Here is a 16917-nt window from a genome sequence, read left to right on the forward strand (position 1 = left end):
TTTGCAACGACTATGCCATATAATAAAAAATAAATATTTAATCCTGGTACGAGTAAATGCCAAAGTACAGTTTAGAAACTCGAAAAGCAGCCATTCAAATGTATAAAAAAACTGATTACAAAGTTGCAGTATGCAAAGAATTCAACATTTCTCGTGTGACACTGGATGCATGGATCAAGCTGGAAGAAGAAACCGGAGACTTAGTGCCAAAACCGGCAAAAAACCGCGGTGCACCGAGTCATATTAAAGACTGGGATGAATTTCAAGTATTTGTAAAAAATACAAAATTTAAGAATATTAGCGACCTTGTAATATTATTTGAGCAACGTTTTGGCTACGCAGTTTCGTATGCGGTTTTGGTGCGCGCAATTCATGTTTTAGGACTACGCCGCCGTCGCGGTCGATTTTATTCTTAAGCCTAAAACCCGTCTAAATTAAAATAAAAAAAGAAATTAAATTTATATAAATAAATGTACATTAATGTAAAGTTATTTTATTAAAAATGTAAACTATAAATATTAAAAAAGTAAAACTATTAAAATAAAAAAGTAAATTTTAAATATTAAAAAAGTAAAGTAAATTAACTAAAAAAGTATGCTATAAAAGTTAAAAAGGTAAACTGATTTTTTACAAAAGAATTAAATTAATGCATCTGTTTAAACAGATGATTCATTATAGCGCATAAAAAAGGTGGCTATTGCCACCTTCATTTTTTAGATCTGTTGTTATTGATACATAGGCTGATTGTCATTCAAACAAATAATACCGCGAATAGCACGATAGACAATCCAGATCCAGGAAATGCCAATCACCAGCAAACAAAATACACTTGCGCCTAAGGCAACCCCAGTAAATACATCCATGTTTTCACCGGTAAAAAACAGGAAAATAAAAGGAATAAAGGCAATCAGGTTCCAAAACAGATACCACCAGAAGGTCCGGATTTGCCAGCTAAAATGGCTTTCAAAAATGGAACCCCGTACATCATTGCGCTTTATATAGTTAATGATCAGGGCAACAACGGCCAATAAGCCTCCCGTAAAAATGGCAATAATGTACAGGATATAAAGAATTAAAGTCAGGGTACGGTTGGGATCTTGATCGATAGAATAATTCATTATTATACCTTTTAAGTAATCGTTCCCCCTTTTAAAATTTCAGCACATTAAAAGGAGAAATCAGCCATAAAATCAAAAGTATGTTTAAGGCTATAGTACAAAAATAAATCTTTCTAAAGGGTTGTTTTTGTGTTTTATGACGCAGCTTTTCCTGAGCCAGCCATGCCGTAGGCCAGCCGCCCAGAAAAGATAGCAGATGCAGGGTTTGCTCGGGTACGCGGCGATTACCTTGCAAGGCAGCTTCTTTATCTTGAGCGTACATCCAGTAAGTGATGGCATTAATGATGCTAATAAATAACAGCACCATGCCACTTAATAAACCCGCTATGGTAAACACGGCCAGAGCCAAAATATAACCGATACAGGCAATTTGCATCGGTTTTAATTTTTGTGCCGGTTGCTTGGAGAGCTTTGGCTTGCTCACATTTTTTTTGGTTTGTGACGCTTTAAGATAAGTCACCTGCTGGGCACGATAACGTCCATCTCCATCCAGCAAGACCGTATATTCAAGCGCACAACCCACAATCGGACGGGGCCCTTGACGGGCAAAATCCTTAATGTGTAGAAACACGCGATCTTTCGAGGCATCATTGGGCTGAATAAAACCATAGCCTTTTTCATCAAACCATTCGACCAATCGCCCCTGATCACGCATTTTTATATCCTATATCAAGCCGTCACAAATTTTAGTCGTTCTACCAGCATATTACGCATTTCCAAAGGATTTTTCTGAAGAATATCATCTCCTGTACGTCCTTGTTGTGCATTTTTTTGTGCGACTTGTAAACGCATCAGCCAAAACCGTGCTGCCGCCATGGCCAGATAAATTTCCAGACAGGATTTTTCATCCTGAGTCAGAGGACGCACCGTTTCATAAGCTTCTAAAAAAGCGTGGGCTTTCGCTTCATTTAAATGCACCTCGGGATATTCGGTGCAGAAGTCATTTAAGGTAATGGCAATATCAAACAGAAATTCATCTTTGTTCAATTCGTAAAAATCCAGGATTCCTTTCAATTCGTTGCCTTCAAACAAGGTATTGTCACGGAACAAATCGGAATGAATAAAGCCTTTGGGACGGTTTGGATAGACGGCAGTGAGTGCGTCATAAAGCCCCAGCACTTCACTGAGCAGAATAGAATCGGCAGGATTTAGAGTCGGTTTTAATTCTTTCGCCACTTGCAGCCAGTAATTGTGGTTACGATATGCAGCTCGTTCCAGCGGAAAATCCTGTAGAGCCACATGGATTTTCGCCTGAGCCACAGCAATGGCCTGTGCCTGTTCCAAAGTTGCTGGCATGGGATGCTTGCCCATCATGCGTGGTGCAATCTGCGCAGGCTTACTTTTTAAAGGATGAATAGCCTGCCCTGCATAATTTAACGGTACAGGCACGGCTAAACCTTGCTGACCTAAATGCTCCAGTACCGGAACCAGTTCTGCTGCACCCTGCTCATCCATCTCTTCAAATACGGTCAGCACATACTGCTTTGCATTTTCACAGACTAAAAAATAGTTGGTATTCTGAATCCCGCCTTGAATCGGAATCAGCTCCAGCACCTCTAATCCATAAGGTGCTGCAAACGCCTGAACTTCCTGTAAAGTCAAAGGGGTATAAACCGACATAGAAAACCTGCAAAAAAACTTACATAATTTTGATAGAATACCTGCTACAACTACCAAGGTGTAGCACCTTCGTGGCGAAGTTTCATAATCGGCTGTTATTTTTGGAAAAAATTATGCTTGCTAAACGTATTATTCCTTGCCTTGACGTAGATAATGGTCGAGTGGTGAAAGGCGTACAGTTCCTTGATATTCGTGATGCAGGCGATCCGGTCGAAGTAGCACGCCGTTATAATGAACAAGGTGCCGATGAAATTACCTTCCTGGACATTACTGCAACCTCAAGCGGTCGCGATACCACTTACCGTACCGTTGAACGCATGGCAGAAAGCGTCTTTGTTCCCTTAACTGTAGGTGGCGGTGTGCGTAAGGTGGAAGATATCCGCCTGTTGCTGAATGCCGGTGCCGATAAAGTCAGCATTAACTCGGCTGCGGTATTTAACCCGGAATTTGTTCAGGAAGCGTCGCAACGCTTTGGTGCCCAATGTATTGTAGTGGCGATTGATGCCAAAAAAACCGGCGACAATAAATGGGAAATTTTCACCCATGGTGGCCGTAAACCGACCGGCATTGATGCCATTGAATGGGCAGTCAAAATGGCTGATTATGGCGCAGGTGAACTGTTAATTACCTCTATGGATGCCGATGGTACCAAAGTCGGTTATGACTTGGCCTTAATGCGTAACATCAATGACCGTGTCACCATTCCAACTATTGCTTCTGGTGGCGTGGGTAACTTGCAGCATTTGGCTGATGGTATTCTCAAGGGTGGTGCAGATGCAGTACTTGCAGCTTCTATTTTCCACTTTGGTCAATACACCATTCAGGAAGCCAAACAGTATCTGGCTGCACAAGGGATTGAAATGCGTCTCTAAGAAGTGACACAAGTTAATCTAAAAAGAGTGGTCCTTTCCACTCTTTTTTATTTATAGACCAGCTCTGAAATCAGACCCGCATAAAAAGTGCAGATAAAAAAAGGGAGTCTTGAAGACTCCCTATAAACCAAGAAAACTACAGCGCGGTTTCTTGAAAAGAAAAACAGTAAAATGACATATACAGTGACTCGTCAACTTAACTGGGCCAGCCTGATTGCGAAAACAAATATATAAAAAATAATAATAAAAACATTGACTATTAATACCGAAAATATTGACAAATTACGACAAGATCTCGGCAGTCGTGACTTCTAGCTATTTTATCGCGCAATATCTTCCTGATCGATAAAACTTACACTTCATTCTAAAAAAATAACTAATTACCCTGTTTTTCCACCCATTTCGCCGGAAAATAACGCTCGGTTATACCGTTCAACAGATTTGAAACTATGTCGGGCAGCAAAATTCCTAAGGGATTTTCCTCCTGCAATTCTGGGGCTGAAATCACCCGAGTTCCCAAAATGTAATCAAACCAGGGTTTGGTCACGCACCAGTTGGCATCCTGATTGGAATTCATATGATGATCATAATGCCAAGGAATTTTTTTCATGGCCCACTCTGGCTCTAAATGGGCGCGGCGGTGAATATAATAATAATTACAGGCACTATATACCGTAGACAGTGCCATGCCTTTGGAGACCGGATAAAATAGCGTGCCAAAAACGCCCGCAACCACAGTCAGTGAAATAATTTCATTTTTAGTGCGCCAATTGGCAAGACCTTCGACATAGCCATGGTCATGAAATGCCGTTTTTCTGACTTCACGATGATGCTCCCAATGTGATTTCATGCTGTCTGGCACCGGACTATAACGCGGCTTTCCACTGCGATGTGTGCCATGCAAAATATATTTGTGTGCGATCCATTCAAAGCCATTGGCCACCACCAAACCCAACAAGAAACCTTTCCACATTATCGCTTTCTCCCTATTCTGTATTGAATATAGGCAATGAAATGTGCTAAATATTGACCTTAAAATAAAACTTCATTGACAAATTACGACAATAAAAAGATCAATATGCATCAGTTTAAAGATTACACAGGCTCTGTATATGGCGGACTTGGGCATTTACTTTATGCCTATAGTCAGGCCAAAGGCTTAGCCATTTCTGAAAAACTTGAACAAGTTCAGAACTTGGAACGCTTTGACTTTTGTCTTTGGCGCGAATTACTGACCGATGTAGATCAGCATTTAAAAATTCCTGCACTCGGCTTAGAGATTGCCGAATATGTACAACCCAAACATCTCGGCATCATTGCCTATATTGCCCTGTCCTGTAATACCTTAGGTGAAGCTTTGTATCGTTATCATGACCTGCATCGTTTGATCTATGATGGCAGCCCCTTACAAGCCGACATGCTGGGGGATTATTTGGCCATTGGCTGGGGAAGTGTTCCTTTTCATCTGACCACTCAAGTCAGCAATGAAATCGCAATTGCCGTGATGTTTCAGTTCCTGAAACATTCTATGGAATTTGAAGATATTCATATTCATGAGGTTCACTTTACCCATCCGGCACCCAAGAATGTCGCGTTATACGAACAGTATTTCCATTGCAAAGTCCGTTTTTCTCAGCCTGTGGCGCAAATTATTTTACCAGTTGCCGAGCTCGCCAAGCCTTTTCGTCAAGGAGACCAAACCCTGCAACATTTGCTGATGCAGCAAGCTCAGGCACTCCTGGATAAACTTCCGAATTCCACCCAATTAGATGAACGTCTGCAACAAGCTATTCTCACCGGACTGCAAAAAAACCTGTATCAAATCGAACCGATTGCCAAGCAGCTCAGTATGTCGGTACGGCAATTGCAACGCCATTTACAACAACAAGGCACCACCTATCAGCAGCGTATGCAGGAAGTACGACATTTATTGGCGGAGCAATATTTAAAAGATCGGCATCTCAGCCTGCAAGAAATTGCCTTATTGCTGAGTTATTCCGAACAAAGTGCCTTCCAGCGTGCTTTTAAAAAGTGGACAGGCATGACACCGCAGCAATGGCGACAACAACAATATGCATAAATTTACCTTCAAATCATCAGGGGAATGTCATATCTATTCAGTATGTTATGATTAATCAACCAGCAATTTCCCGATTAATATCAAATATCCTGAAGAATAAAAAAGCTCACGTCGGTGAGCTTTTTTTATGTTCCATGTGAAACATAAGCACTGCTTATAAAAATGGATTTTCAATTTCCTGTTCATTCTGACGGTCAATTTTTTCCGGAAGATGAGCTTCATTTTCCAAAGCACTGACCACAGCATTAACAAAAGCCTGCAAGGCTTTCGCTGCCTGAAGCCCGGCCTGATCTTTGGTCAGCTGTAAATTGCCATAAATACTGACACAGTCTTCTTGATTTTCTAAGGTGAGGTCATGAATGGCATGCGATTCGGTACCATTTTCAAAAGGCTTGAACATTGTATTCTCACTGATCTTTGTTGTTATTAAAAAAGTAGGATGACGACTTTCATCCTACCTAAAAAAGACTTATTTCAACAACTGTAAAATGTACTGCAAAAGCCCTTCTATCAACTGTTTAATAATCGCATCTTGAGTATTTGGACCGTTCGTTACTGCACTACCGTTATTCTCTTGTGCAGGGGTTAAATTTGCTGAACTTGCAGAGGAAGATTTAAACTTTTTCTGCAAAGCGTTAAGCTCATCTGCACTGACTTCTTCGGCACATTGGCTTTCTGCATCCCAATGTGAATAGGCAATTTTCTGAGTTGCTTTCACTGCACTTGCTTTTAGTGGCAAATTGTAAGTATTGCGCTTCTGGTCTTCGGTTAACTGGGGAAAAATATTAATTCCTGTCAGATCTTCCAGAGCACAGATACTGATCACCTGCACTTTCGGTGCAGTATTTTTCAGGGTATTGTCGGCATAGTACACCCCTGCTGCCCCTGTTTTTGGGATATAGATGGCTTTATAGGTCGCTGTTGGAACAATCACCCCATTACCAATTGTCTTCAGTTTTTTAGCTGAATACACCGGTCCCGTTACAATATAGACATCCTGCTTCTGCTTGGTCACGATCGCGCGAGTCGCTTCTTCCAGCTCTCGCCAAACCTGCTGATTATTCTTCGGAGCTTGCGGCACCATATTGGCCAATGAGAAGCTGTCAAACTGCGCATCTTTATTCGGCATATCGGCATTGGGTGCCATGTGTCCGCGGTCATAGCCCGAAGCTTTATAGTCTGCCAAGGTCGCTCGATATTCTGTCTTTAGACGTGTTTCTTCATGGAAGTTGTCTTCACGTGGAATTTTATGGCTCAAGCGTTGTGGCGTCAGGGCTTCTGCCACCCATAAAGGTGTTTTCGACACCCCCGAATACATCACGTTAAAGCCATTAAAGCACAGAGGAAAGACATTTTTAGTCAGGCTTTTTTTGGCCAGATACGGCGGAATATCGCGGTAAAACTGATCCAGACAGGCCGAGTTGGAGGCTGATGGCAATGAAATCAGCTGTTGAATTCTTTCTTGTCCAAAGGCAATTGCAAAACTACTGGTTGCAACTACTCCCAAGATAATTTTTAAACTATTCCGCTTTAAAATTTGCATTACAGATTGACCCGTTTTACCTTTCTTGACTGCCATTTTGAGACCAACCCTCATTTTTCACGAGCTTAACAAGCAGTGAAAATGAAGTATATGTAGCAAATTTTATTTGCTTAACAATTAGCCTAAAACTGTTCAACAAAAGCACAGTTGTTGTAACAGTCTGTCTCATTTTCTAAAGCTTTTCTAACCAGTCTTAAGAGCTTTACGTATGTTTGATTGAAAAACCGATGCTGCTTATGACAAGGTAAAAATACGCAAAAAATCTGAATAATGATTGCTACGGAGTATTTTATGCATTTTAAGCTTTTAGGTTTAAGTCTGGTTACAGGAATGATGAGTGCAACGGCATTCGCAGAACCAGCCATTCAACCGGGCGATACCTTAGAAAGTCTATCTAAAGTCAAAGTAAGCACTGCAGTAAATGGTCAGGCAGGTTCGATTGAAGAATTAGTGGCTAGTGGTCAAATCCGCATTGTGGATGCAGGTCAAGTTGCCACCAAGTCGAATGCAGCGGGTTCTGAAACCGCAGTACAAACCAGCTCAGCTTCAGATGCAACTGCGGCACAAAGCTCAGAGCTAAATACAGCAGCACAAGTTGATTCATCTAGCACACAAGCAAATGAATCTGCTATTGAGCAAACAGCTCAGGCTGTATCTGACCATGTAGATCAGATACAACCGAATAGCGAATTAGCTGCGCAACAGGCGAAACAAGGTTCAGATCAACAGATTGCAACTGCGCCGGTCAATCAATCTGCTGCTGATGCACAAGTCAATCCAGCAAATATGCCTCAAGCAGAACTAAGCAATGAATCTGCGGCTGCCGCACCAGCAAATCATGTTGCGACCACTGCAACCCAGGAAGCCTTTGCAGCCACCCCTGAAGCAACACAGCCAGATGATGCAGTACAAGCAGCACCAGAAGCTGCTGTAAGCGATGCTCCGGTAAAGGTCTCTCCTGAAGTACCAATGACAGAGGCAACAGAGAACTAATCACGCTCTTTTTCAGGCTTTCATCCTCCAAATAAAAAACCAAGGATTTTCCACCTTGGTTTTTTATTGTCTGCACGATCTGAAACTTAGATTTCGATTTGACTACCTAATTCAACCACACGATTGGGAGGAATCCGATAAAAGTCACTCACCGGACTGGTATTGCGCTGCATCGAAATAAACAGCTTTTCACGCCAAGAGGCCATACCGTCACCCACTGTACTAATAATTCGTTCACGCGAAACAAAGAAGCTGATTTGCATCAAATTATATTCGAGTTCAATCGATTGGTAGACTGCTTCGAGTGCCTGCGGAATATTCATCTCATCTTTAAAACCGTAAAACAGTTCAACCCGATAAAAATGCCGATTCATCATTTCTACTTGGAAGCGATCCTGATCAGCGACGTAAGGGACATCTTGAATTTTAACCGTCAAAATAATATTTTTCTGATGCAAGACCTTATTGTGCTTCATATTATGCAACATGGCGTGCGGTACCACTGTGGGAGTACCCGTGAGAAATATAGCTTCCCCTTCTACCCAATTGGCTTGCTCATCGATACTTTGCACGAATATATCTAGAGGTAAGGTATCTTGCTGGAGCTTGGCGAAGGTCAGTTCACGCCCTTCTTTCCATGTCATTAATAGAAGGAAAGCAATTCCACCAATCAACAGTGGAACCCATCCCCCAGAGAATACTTTGAGTGAGGTTGCGCTTACCAATACCAAGTCCAATACCAAGAATGGAGTAATCAGCAGCACCAGTTTCGGTAGATTCCATTTCCATGTGTAACGAATAAACACAGCAATCAGTAAGGTGTCACATAACATGGTCATGGTCACAGCCAGACCATAAGCATGAGATAAGCGTGAACTGGTTTGGAAAATCAAGATCAGTACAATAATAGAGGCCAGTAAAACCCAGTTCAGTAAAGGCACATAGATTTGTCCCTGTTCTGAGTCTGAGGTGTGTTTAATGGTCAGTCGTGGTAAATAACCCAATTGAATGGCTTGACGTGCTAAAGAGAACACCCCTGAAATAACAGCTTGAGAGGCAATGACTGCGGCCATCGTTGCCAAGAAAATCATGGGGTATAGAGCCCATTCAGGCACCAATAAATAGAATGGATTTTGAATCGCACTTGGATCGCGAAGTAATAATGCCCCCTGACCTGCATAGTTAATTAACAAACAAGGTAACACCACAAAAAACCAGGCCAAACGAATAGGAACAGGACCAAAATGGCCCATATCGGCATACAAGGCTTCCCCGCCTGTCACGGTCAGTACGACCGCGCCCATAATAAAGAAGGTCATTAAGGGATGAGTGACAATAAACTGGAAAGCCCAATGTGGACTAAACATCCCCAAAACTACAGGAGTCTGAATAATGCTAGAGATTCCCAAGAATCCCAGTGCTAAAAACCATAATAAAGTTATTGGACCAAAAAACTTCCCCACAAAGGCTGTTCCATACTTTTGCATGATGAACAATATGGTCACAATCGTCATGGCGATTGGTATAATATAAGGGTCTAAAACATTTGTAGCGATAGACAGCCCTTCAACTGCAGATAACACTGAAATTGCGGGGGTAATGATGCCATCCCCAAAAAACAGGGAAGCACCAATAAAGCCAATCGCAATTAACAGTAACTTTTTTTGATCACTAAAATTTGTATTACGCAAATTTAGGGCCAACAGCGCCATAATTCCGCCTTCACCATTGTTATCTGCACGCATAACAATGGCGACATATTTAATGGTAATGACCAGTGTCATGGTCCAAAAAATAATCGACAAAATACCCAATACATTTTCAGGGTTAATCCCCAAGCCATGTACTGTATGGAATGATTCTTTCAGCGCATAGAGTGGACTGGTTCCAATATCTCCAAACACAACCCCTAATGCTGCCAGAGTAATCGCGGGCAATGCGGCTTTTTGTGCAGTACTTTGCATATTTCGTCTTCGTTTTGAACACTATTTTTTCGCAATCATATCATTGAGCAAAAACTTTTGCTCTAAATCAATTGTTTCAACTTGGCAGAAGGGCTTTTTTTCGCTATCATCGCGGCGCAATGGTGAAGTGTCCGAGTGGCTGAAGGAGCACGCCTGGAAAGTGTGTATACGTTAATAGCGTATCGAGGGTTCGAATCCCTCTTTCACCGCCAAATTCAATTCTTATGGAATCTCATAAGGTCTAAAAAAGCTTAAATCTAAAGGGTTTAAGCTTTTTTTACGTCTCATACAATCTACTTGATCTATTGCAAGCTTGATGTAGTTGGGGGTATAACTGGGGGTATAATATTTTACCCCTAAAATTATACCCCCAATTCTGTGGAATTATTGCCATGCTTACAGATGCTCAAGTCAGAAAAATAAAACCTTTAGAAAAGAAAACTAAATACTCTGATGAAAAAGGCATGTATCTAGAGGTCACTCCTTCTGGAGGAATGCATTGGCGAATGAAGTATCGATTGAAGGGAAAAGAGAATATCTTCAGTATTGGTACATACCCTGAAACTACGCTTGCACAGGCTCGCCGTGCCAGAGATGAAGCACGATTAAAGCTTAAAGATGGGATTAATCCCAATGAAGAGAAAAAGCAAAAGAAACAACAAGTCGATGAAAGCATTCTTTTCAAATCACTTGCTATGGAATGGATGGAAGATCGTAAGGCTGTTATTAAAGAAGGGACTTACTTACGTGACTTATCTGTATTTGAAAAAGATCTTTTCCCTGCGTTAGGTAATATGCCTATTGATCAGATTAAAGGGAAAGATGTCCTTGCTTGTGCTAAGCAAATTGAAGCACGCGGTGCTCAAGAGATGGCTAAACGCTCTATTCCTTTAGCTGGGCGTATTTTTCGTTATGCAATTCGTAAAGGACTCATTGAGAATAATCCAACCCCTCATCTTCAAGAAGCTCTCAAGCCTCGTAAAGTGAAACATATGGCCCGTTTAGATATTTCTGAGTTTCCTCCTTTCCTAGAGCGAATGGATCGTTATCACGGTAACATTTTAGTTAAAACTGCCTTACAAGTAATGACTTTAACTTTTGTAAGAACTGCTGAGCTCATTAACATGGAGTGGAATGAGATTGATTTTGAGAATCATTTATGGAGGATTCCTGCGTATAAAATGAAAATGGCTTTACCTCATATTGTTCCTTTATCAAGACAAGCTATTGAACTCATCCAAGCTCTACAGCCACTCACAGGTAATAAGCAATTTGTTTTCTATAATCACAGTACTGCAAAACCGCTAAGCAATAACGCTCTATTAAGTGCCATTCGCACTATGGGCTATACAGGTAAAATGACGGGGCATGGTTTTCGTGGACTTGCATCTACAACATTACATGAGCAAGGCTATATGCATGATGCCATTGAAATACAGTTAGCACACACCGTTGGTAATGCCGTCTCTCAGGCGTATAACCATGCACAACACCTCGAATACAGAACAAAGATGATGCAGGAATGGGCTAATTTTATTGATGGATTGAGAAATAAAACTGAATATTGAAATAAAAATAATATAAAAAATCAAAATAATTAACTTAAATAATTTATATATTATAAAGGCCACAGTTCAGATTTGAAAACTTTATAAATTTTTCAACAAAAAATTATTATTAAAATTTAAATAAATAGCATTAAAAAATACTGTGAACTTTCATCAATTTAAAATATTGATGAAAGTTCACAATTTATTAAAATCAATCTATTTTACATTAAAAACAAACATTTCATCTGTTGCATCACTATAAGCATTATAATTATATTCCTCAGCTTCAGCATAACATATTTGAATATTTTCATGCTTAAGAGAAAAAAGTCCAACACCAATTGTAGATAATTTCGTATTTAATGGAGCCATTACAATATTATAATTTAAGGTATCAACATTCTGATAAATTTTATCAAGTTGACTAACCATCTCCAATGGATCAAAGCATGAGAAATCAAAAAAATCAACTTCTGTATTTATTTCAATTAAATCTCTATAAATTTTTTCTACATTTTCAGAGTTTACAACCGAAAAAGACTCAGATATTGATTGGTTTCTGCCCCCAACACCTATTGATATTTTATGTGGTTCACAAGCATCTATAATATGTTTAATTCTATCCGCCTCAAAACCTGCAAAAACTATAAGATGCATTTTTTTTGAAGGCAAAATAAAACCAGAAAAACCTATAATAGATCTTATTTCAACAACTCCACGAGACAACCACCCCCCATAAGATTTAGATATAACATTTAAAAAATAAATATTATTTAATAAATCTAAATTTGATAAAAAGGTTAACATTGATAATAACATCTCTCTTGAAAGTGATGATATATCAATAAAAATTTTTATTTCATTATTTTTATGATACTTATCAATTACTATTTCAAAAGTCTCATCTAAAATTGATAATATCGACTTATTACTCTCACCAACTAAAACACCTTTATCTTTTGTAATATCTTTAAATAAATCTGAATTTTTTTTTGAATAATGCTTTCCTTTTAGATTAACAACACCAATTAATAATTCAGATTTTGAGAAATCTATAGCTCTTAAAATACTTAAGCATCTTTGATCAAAGCCTATACCCTGTATAAATATATTATCTTCTAATGAATATTTTTCACAAAAATCACTAATCTTCATTTTATCGATCATTTTCCACCTCAGTAAATAAAGGCAAATCACCCTGATTAAGTGCTGCTGTACCCTTAGTTCTCAAGCTACTTGTATAAGCTTTCGGATTATTCATCAAAAGTTGCAATAAGTCTGCTGGCAATGATTTATCACCTGAATACCCATTGGGGTCAAGGCTAAACATTGGGGCTAATCTTCTTGTAAGGACATATCTTGTTTCACGTCCTAATCCATCTCTCGACCCTCTGATATCTTTATATAAATACCCATGAATTAATCCAAGATTTAAAATATCTTTTAGCTCCTGAGTCTGATTTCCACTAATGGTGAATGAGTCCAATCGACGTTGTGATTCTAGCTCATCAAGAATATGCGCTTTAAATATCTCGCCCAATCCATTAATAAGATTTTGTAGCTTATCAATATTTGATAGCCCATACTGCTCAGCCTTAGCTCTATCATTCTGAGTGGAAATATTATAGAAATCATTTAATAACTTACCAGCTTCCTCTCTCACAACCCTATCTTGGATAGTTGGATCAATTTCATTCACATTTTTATTTACTTTTTGCTGTTCGCTATACATAGAAGCAGCAGGATCCAAAAAATACCTTACAATTCCAGTAGAAATATTCACCAACTGCTTAAAGCCAGAATAACTATAATTACTTGAAGATTTTTTCTGGGTTAAAAGCCTAATATATTCAGGACGAGCATATCTATAAACGTCATCATTCTGCCTATACCCACGCCCTTCTTTTTCATATTTATTTTTTATAATTTCCTCTATTTTTTTAATTTCAATCTCTTGATTTCTATCAGATGGAAAGAATTCTTCAGCTGTCTTATTAATACCATATAGCTCTAATCTTTTTTCAACAATTTCTTTTAAAAAGCTTAAATAACCCTCTTTTTTTGATCCCGTTCTATTTGTAGTGAACTCTATTCTAGAAAAATCATGAGGCGCTTGAATTCTGACACCAGAAATAGTCTCATAAGTTTTGTAATTTAACTGTGTAGAAATTTTCAAAGAAGCCTTATCAATAAAACGGTAAGAGACCCATGTATTAAGAACTTTAGTCTGTAATTCACTTAAATTGTCTGCATCATCTAATAAAAAGTAAATCGGAATATTAGGCAGAATATTATTTTTCTGTATTCCATCAATAATATTCATTACAGTATCCTGAAAACCCAACAATGGACCATTATAATCAACACTATCTTTCGTTAATGCTCTTCTTCTAATATAAATTACTGTTTCAGAATATATTTCATCAAGCATTTTTATTATATCAGCGAATGCTTCTTCTATATTATTAATTTCTTTTTTTAAAAATTCTAAATTTTCGGGTTTAACACCTGAATATTTAAATGAATAATAAATTTCATTATGGATAAAACTTTCAACTTTACTACTCTCAGTATGCATAGAAATAAAATTTGATGCATGCTCTTTTAAATTCTGAAACAAAAAACTAAGTATAGTAATGGTTAATAAACTTTCAGATAAAACACTTCCCCCTAATTCATTTTCAATTCTCAAAAACTCTGGATTATTAATAATTGTCGTTTTTATCGGTATATAAACACCAAAATATTTAATATCTAAGAAACTACCTTTCTCAATAGACTGACAGTCAGGACACATCATCCTGAGCATCATGCTTTTTCCACTTCCCCTATGCCCATCAATAAATTGATGGCCATTAATTTCAAATTTAGAAAACTCTGGATAAGCAACGAAAAGGCTGACTATCTGACCTGCTGTCAAATTTTCAGGTGTGTAAACAGCAAAAGGATTATCTAAAAGTTTATTATTATCCATTAATTTCGCCTTCTATTTGCTTCAGAACTGCTTCGCCATTTAATACATCTTTACATCTTTGTAGATTAGGGTGCGCTTCATCAATACTTGGATAGCCTATATCATTTAACTCTATTGCAATTGGATCAATGAGGTCATCACCAATGTCATCATGAACACTAATAGATGCTTTAATTGAATTAATTGGGCACAATACTCCCATAAATTTATTACAATACACCCTTTCCAAATTCATTTTTTCTAAACGTGTGTATATATAATCTATTAAAAATATCTCTCCTTTTTCTACGATTTCATTAAACATATACTTATTTCTGAGATCATCAACGTTTAAAATAAAATCAATTGTATAAACACCGTTATTCACACTATTATTATTAATCGCAGCCCCATATTTATGGTAAATCAAGCTATGTTCTGGAATTTTACCCTTTTCTATTAAATAGTTACTGCTTCTATTTCTATTTTCACAAATCTCATCTGCAAATCGAACTACGGCAGCAATCAGTCTTTCTCTTAATGGACTTGAAGCAATTCCATGATTTATTTTTAAAGTTGAGATTGTATCCTTTGAACCATTCTTAGTTTTACCACCGTGCGCCGCTGCAATTTTTGCAATTCTTTGTATTTCATTAGTACTTAGATTCACTTTTGAATTTATATCACTAAGAATTTCAAAACAACGCTCATTATGCCCTTCTCTACCTAATATGTTCCCTGCATCATGTATACGTATAGCAACTAAAAGTGCATAAAGCTCAAAAGGCTTTAGCCCTATATCAATGCTGCTTGTATTTAAACCGAGTAATTGACCAGCATAATTTACAACTTCATCAAAATGATCTTGGCCATGTGACGTATAAAGTCCTTTAACAACTTCATTGCCAACTGTATCATCTGAATTTATTGTTAATCCAACATTAATATTAGGATAAATATGCTCTCTTAAGTAATCACAAATATTTTGGTACTTGGCAAAATAGTCAGTAGATTTATTTGGAAATTCACTTACTCTTTTTGCTTGTTCTTTAAAGTATATTTCCAAAGGCAACAAACCTTTTTCTGTCATACCAAATTCCTTAAATTTAAAAAAACCGCCTCAGCTAAGAACGGAGGTACAGCATTACCGACTTGTTGTTGTTGAAAACCAATAGAGCCATAAAAATGAAACTCATCAGGAAAAGATTGTAGTCTAGCGGCTTCCCTTACTGATAAGCCTCGATTCTTCCAAGGGTGTATCAACATACTTTTTCTATAGTTACCTATTGTAACAGAAGGCTCTAACTCTGTTAATCGTCGGTAAATCGCTGTATGACATCTAGATACATCTTTATAATTTTTCATTAATTCTTTAGGGATATTCTCCCAATTACCACCTTGAGGGATATAAGAATATCTTTCAATTATTTCTGTTGAGTTTCTAGACACCAAATTATTAGAACATAGCTCATTATTATTATTTCTCATAATTTCTGCATATTTAGAATTTGCACGAGTTGCATATGGAAGCTCACAAATACGATTACCATTATCAACTATTGGCAAATCTCTTATCGCATCACCAACGCTAACTAAGCCCCTACTTTGAGGAGGTTTTGTCATCACCGTTTGTGTTTTAGCCCCAATAATAAATAACCTATTACGATTCTGCGGAACGCCATAATTAGCTGCATTTAATATAAAGTAATTAACATTGAAGCCTAGCTTTTTAAAATTTTCAATAATTAGATTAAAGAATACTTTCTGCTCTGTCTCAAAAATACCTTTAACATTTTCAAATACTACGTATTTAGGATCAAGTTCTTCTACCAATCTCATATATTCAAGAAAAAGCCAGTTTTTTATATTTTCAGCTGAGCGATTACGTTGATTTGATGTAGAAAAGCCTTGGCAAGGAGGACCACCAAAAATTACTAAATCATCTTTTTTACTTTGAATATCTTTAAAACAATCAGCGCTAACTAAAGAGATATCTTTTTCAATTAAAATAGTATCTGGATGATTTTTTCTATACGTCAAACAAGCATGAGGGTCTACTTCAACTGCATACTTAACATCTACTCCAGCTCTAAGTGCTCCTAAAGAAAGCCCCCCGGCTCCGGCAAACAGGTCAATTCCTATCATCTGATTTTAATGAACTATAAAAAACGCAGCGTACATTTAAGTCCACTATTCGTCAAGTGCTAACTTAGCCCATACTTTC

The 16917-nt window shown here is 38.0% G+C and carries 16 protein-coding genes and 1 tRNA gene; 6 read left to right on the plus strand and 11 right to left on the minus strand.

Going from position 1 to position 16917, the window contains the following annotated elements; genetic code table 11:
- The first annotated feature begins 56 nt into the window (after window positions 1-56).
- Complete coding sequence (locus GTU69_RS11755) at window positions 57-416, plus strand: helix-turn-helix domain-containing protein (protein ID WP_166170698.1); 360 nt, start codon at window positions 57-59, stop codon at window positions 414-416.
- A gap of 309 nt (window positions 417-725) precedes the next feature.
- Here the strand turns inward: GTU69_RS11755 and GTU69_RS11760 are convergent, their stop codons facing one another.
- From GTU69_RS11760 to GTU69_RS11770, 3 genes are read right to left on the minus strand one after another with little or no spacing between them, the layout of a single operon-like run.
- Window positions 726-1118, minus strand: coding sequence for a hypothetical protein (locus GTU69_RS11760; protein ID WP_166170700.1), 393 nt, complete (start codon window positions 1116-1118; stop codon window positions 726-728).
- Between the two features lie 31 nt (window positions 1119-1149).
- A complete protein-coding gene (locus GTU69_RS11765; RefSeq protein ID WP_086197727.1) occupies window positions 1150-1773 on the minus strand; it encodes a DUF1294 domain-containing protein in 624 nt (207 codons plus the stop codon).
- 14 nt (window positions 1774-1787) lie between these two features.
- The gene (locus tag GTU69_RS11770) at window positions 1788-2738 is read right to left on the minus strand and encodes a homoserine kinase (protein WP_166170702.1); all 951 of its coding nucleotides are present in this window, start codon (window positions 2736-2738) and stop codon (window positions 1788-1790) included.
- Between the two features lie 110 nt (window positions 2739-2848).
- Between GTU69_RS11770 and hisF the strand changes: the two genes are divergently transcribed.
- Window positions 2849-3610, plus strand: coding sequence for an imidazole glycerol phosphate synthase subunit HisF (gene hisF, locus GTU69_RS11775; protein WP_346764484.1), 762 nt, complete (start codon window positions 2849-2851; stop codon window positions 3608-3610).
- 376 nt (window positions 3611-3986) lie between these two features.
- Here hisF and GTU69_RS11780 read toward each other — a convergent pair whose 3' ends face one another.
- The gene (locus tag GTU69_RS11780) at window positions 3987-4583 is read right to left on the minus strand and encodes a sterol desaturase family protein (RefSeq protein ID WP_166170706.1); all 597 of its coding nucleotides are present in this window, start codon (window positions 4581-4583) and stop codon (window positions 3987-3989) included.
- Window positions 4584-4688: 105 nt separating this feature from the next.
- Here GTU69_RS11780 and GTU69_RS11785 point away from each other — a divergent pair, with 105 nt between their 5' ends.
- Window positions 4689-5690 (plus strand): AraC family transcriptional regulator, encoded by a 1002-nt coding sequence (locus GTU69_RS11785; protein ID WP_166170708.1) that lies wholly within the window; start codon window positions 4689-4691, stop codon window positions 5688-5690.
- Between the two features lie 154 nt (window positions 5691-5844).
- Here GTU69_RS11785 and GTU69_RS11790 read toward each other — a convergent pair whose 3' ends face one another.
- Window positions 5845-6090, minus strand: a complete 246-nt coding sequence (locus GTU69_RS11790; RefSeq protein WP_166170710.1) for a hypothetical protein — start codon at window positions 6088-6090, stop codon at window positions 5845-5847.
- Window positions 6091-6159: 69 nt separating this feature from the next.
- Entirely contained in the window at window positions 6160-7269 is a 1110-nt protein-coding gene (locus GTU69_RS11795; protein ID WP_166170712.1) for a DNA/RNA non-specific endonuclease, read from the minus strand.
- Between the two features lie 255 nt (window positions 7270-7524).
- On the opposite strand from GTU69_RS11795, the gene GTU69_RS11800 reads away from it, so the two are divergent.
- Window positions 7525-8226 (plus strand): hypothetical protein, encoded by a 702-nt coding sequence (locus GTU69_RS11800; RefSeq protein ID WP_166170714.1) that lies wholly within the window; start codon window positions 7525-7527, stop codon window positions 8224-8226.
- 86 nt (window positions 8227-8312) lie between these two features.
- Here GTU69_RS11800 and GTU69_RS11805 read toward each other — a convergent pair whose 3' ends face one another.
- Window positions 8313-10190, minus strand: coding sequence for a potassium transporter Kup (locus tag GTU69_RS11805; RefSeq protein WP_166170716.1), 1878 nt, complete (start codon window positions 10188-10190; stop codon window positions 8313-8315).
- Between the two features lie 121 nt (window positions 10191-10311).
- On the opposite strand from GTU69_RS11805, the gene GTU69_RS11810 reads away from it, so the two are divergent.
- Window positions 10312-10402, plus strand: a tRNA-Ser gene (locus tag GTU69_RS11810).
- Between the two features lie 180 nt (window positions 10403-10582).
- Window positions 10583-11758, plus strand: a complete 1176-nt coding sequence (locus GTU69_RS11815; protein ID WP_166170790.1) for an integrase arm-type DNA-binding domain-containing protein — start codon at window positions 10583-10585, stop codon at window positions 11756-11758.
- A gap of 198 nt (window positions 11759-11956) precedes the next feature.
- Here GTU69_RS11815 and GTU69_RS11820 read toward each other — a convergent pair whose 3' ends face one another.
- Genes GTU69_RS11820 through GTU69_RS11835 form a run of 4 tightly spaced genes read right to left on the minus strand, consistent with a single transcriptional unit; the run spans window position 11957 to window position 16838 of the window.
- Window positions 11957-12907: a hypothetical protein gene (locus GTU69_RS11820; RefSeq protein ID WP_166170718.1), complete on the minus strand. Its 951-nt coding sequence runs from the start codon at window positions 12905-12907 to the stop codon at window positions 11957-11959.
- Complete coding sequence (locus GTU69_RS11825; protein ID WP_166170720.1) at window positions 12897-14714, minus strand: hypothetical protein; 1818 nt, start codon at window positions 14712-14714, stop codon at window positions 12897-12899. The genes GTU69_RS11820 and GTU69_RS11825 overlap by 11 nt, the downstream gene beginning before the upstream one ends.
- Window positions 14707-15783: a hypothetical protein gene (locus tag GTU69_RS11830; protein ID WP_166170721.1), complete on the minus strand. Its 1077-nt coding sequence runs from the start codon at window positions 15781-15783 to the stop codon at window positions 14707-14709. The genes GTU69_RS11825 and GTU69_RS11830 overlap by 8 nt, the downstream gene beginning before the upstream one ends.
- Window positions 15780-16838 (minus strand): DNA cytosine methyltransferase, encoded by a 1059-nt coding sequence (locus GTU69_RS11835; protein ID WP_166170723.1) that lies wholly within the window; start codon window positions 16836-16838, stop codon window positions 15780-15782. Before GTU69_RS11835 ends, GTU69_RS11830 begins: the two co-directional genes overlap by 4 nt.
- Window positions 16839-16917: the final 79 nt, after the last annotated feature.

It is taken from the genome of Acinetobacter sp. SA01, from assembly GCF_011319235.1.
GTDB lineage: Bacteria > Pseudomonadota > Gammaproteobacteria > Pseudomonadales > Moraxellaceae > Acinetobacter.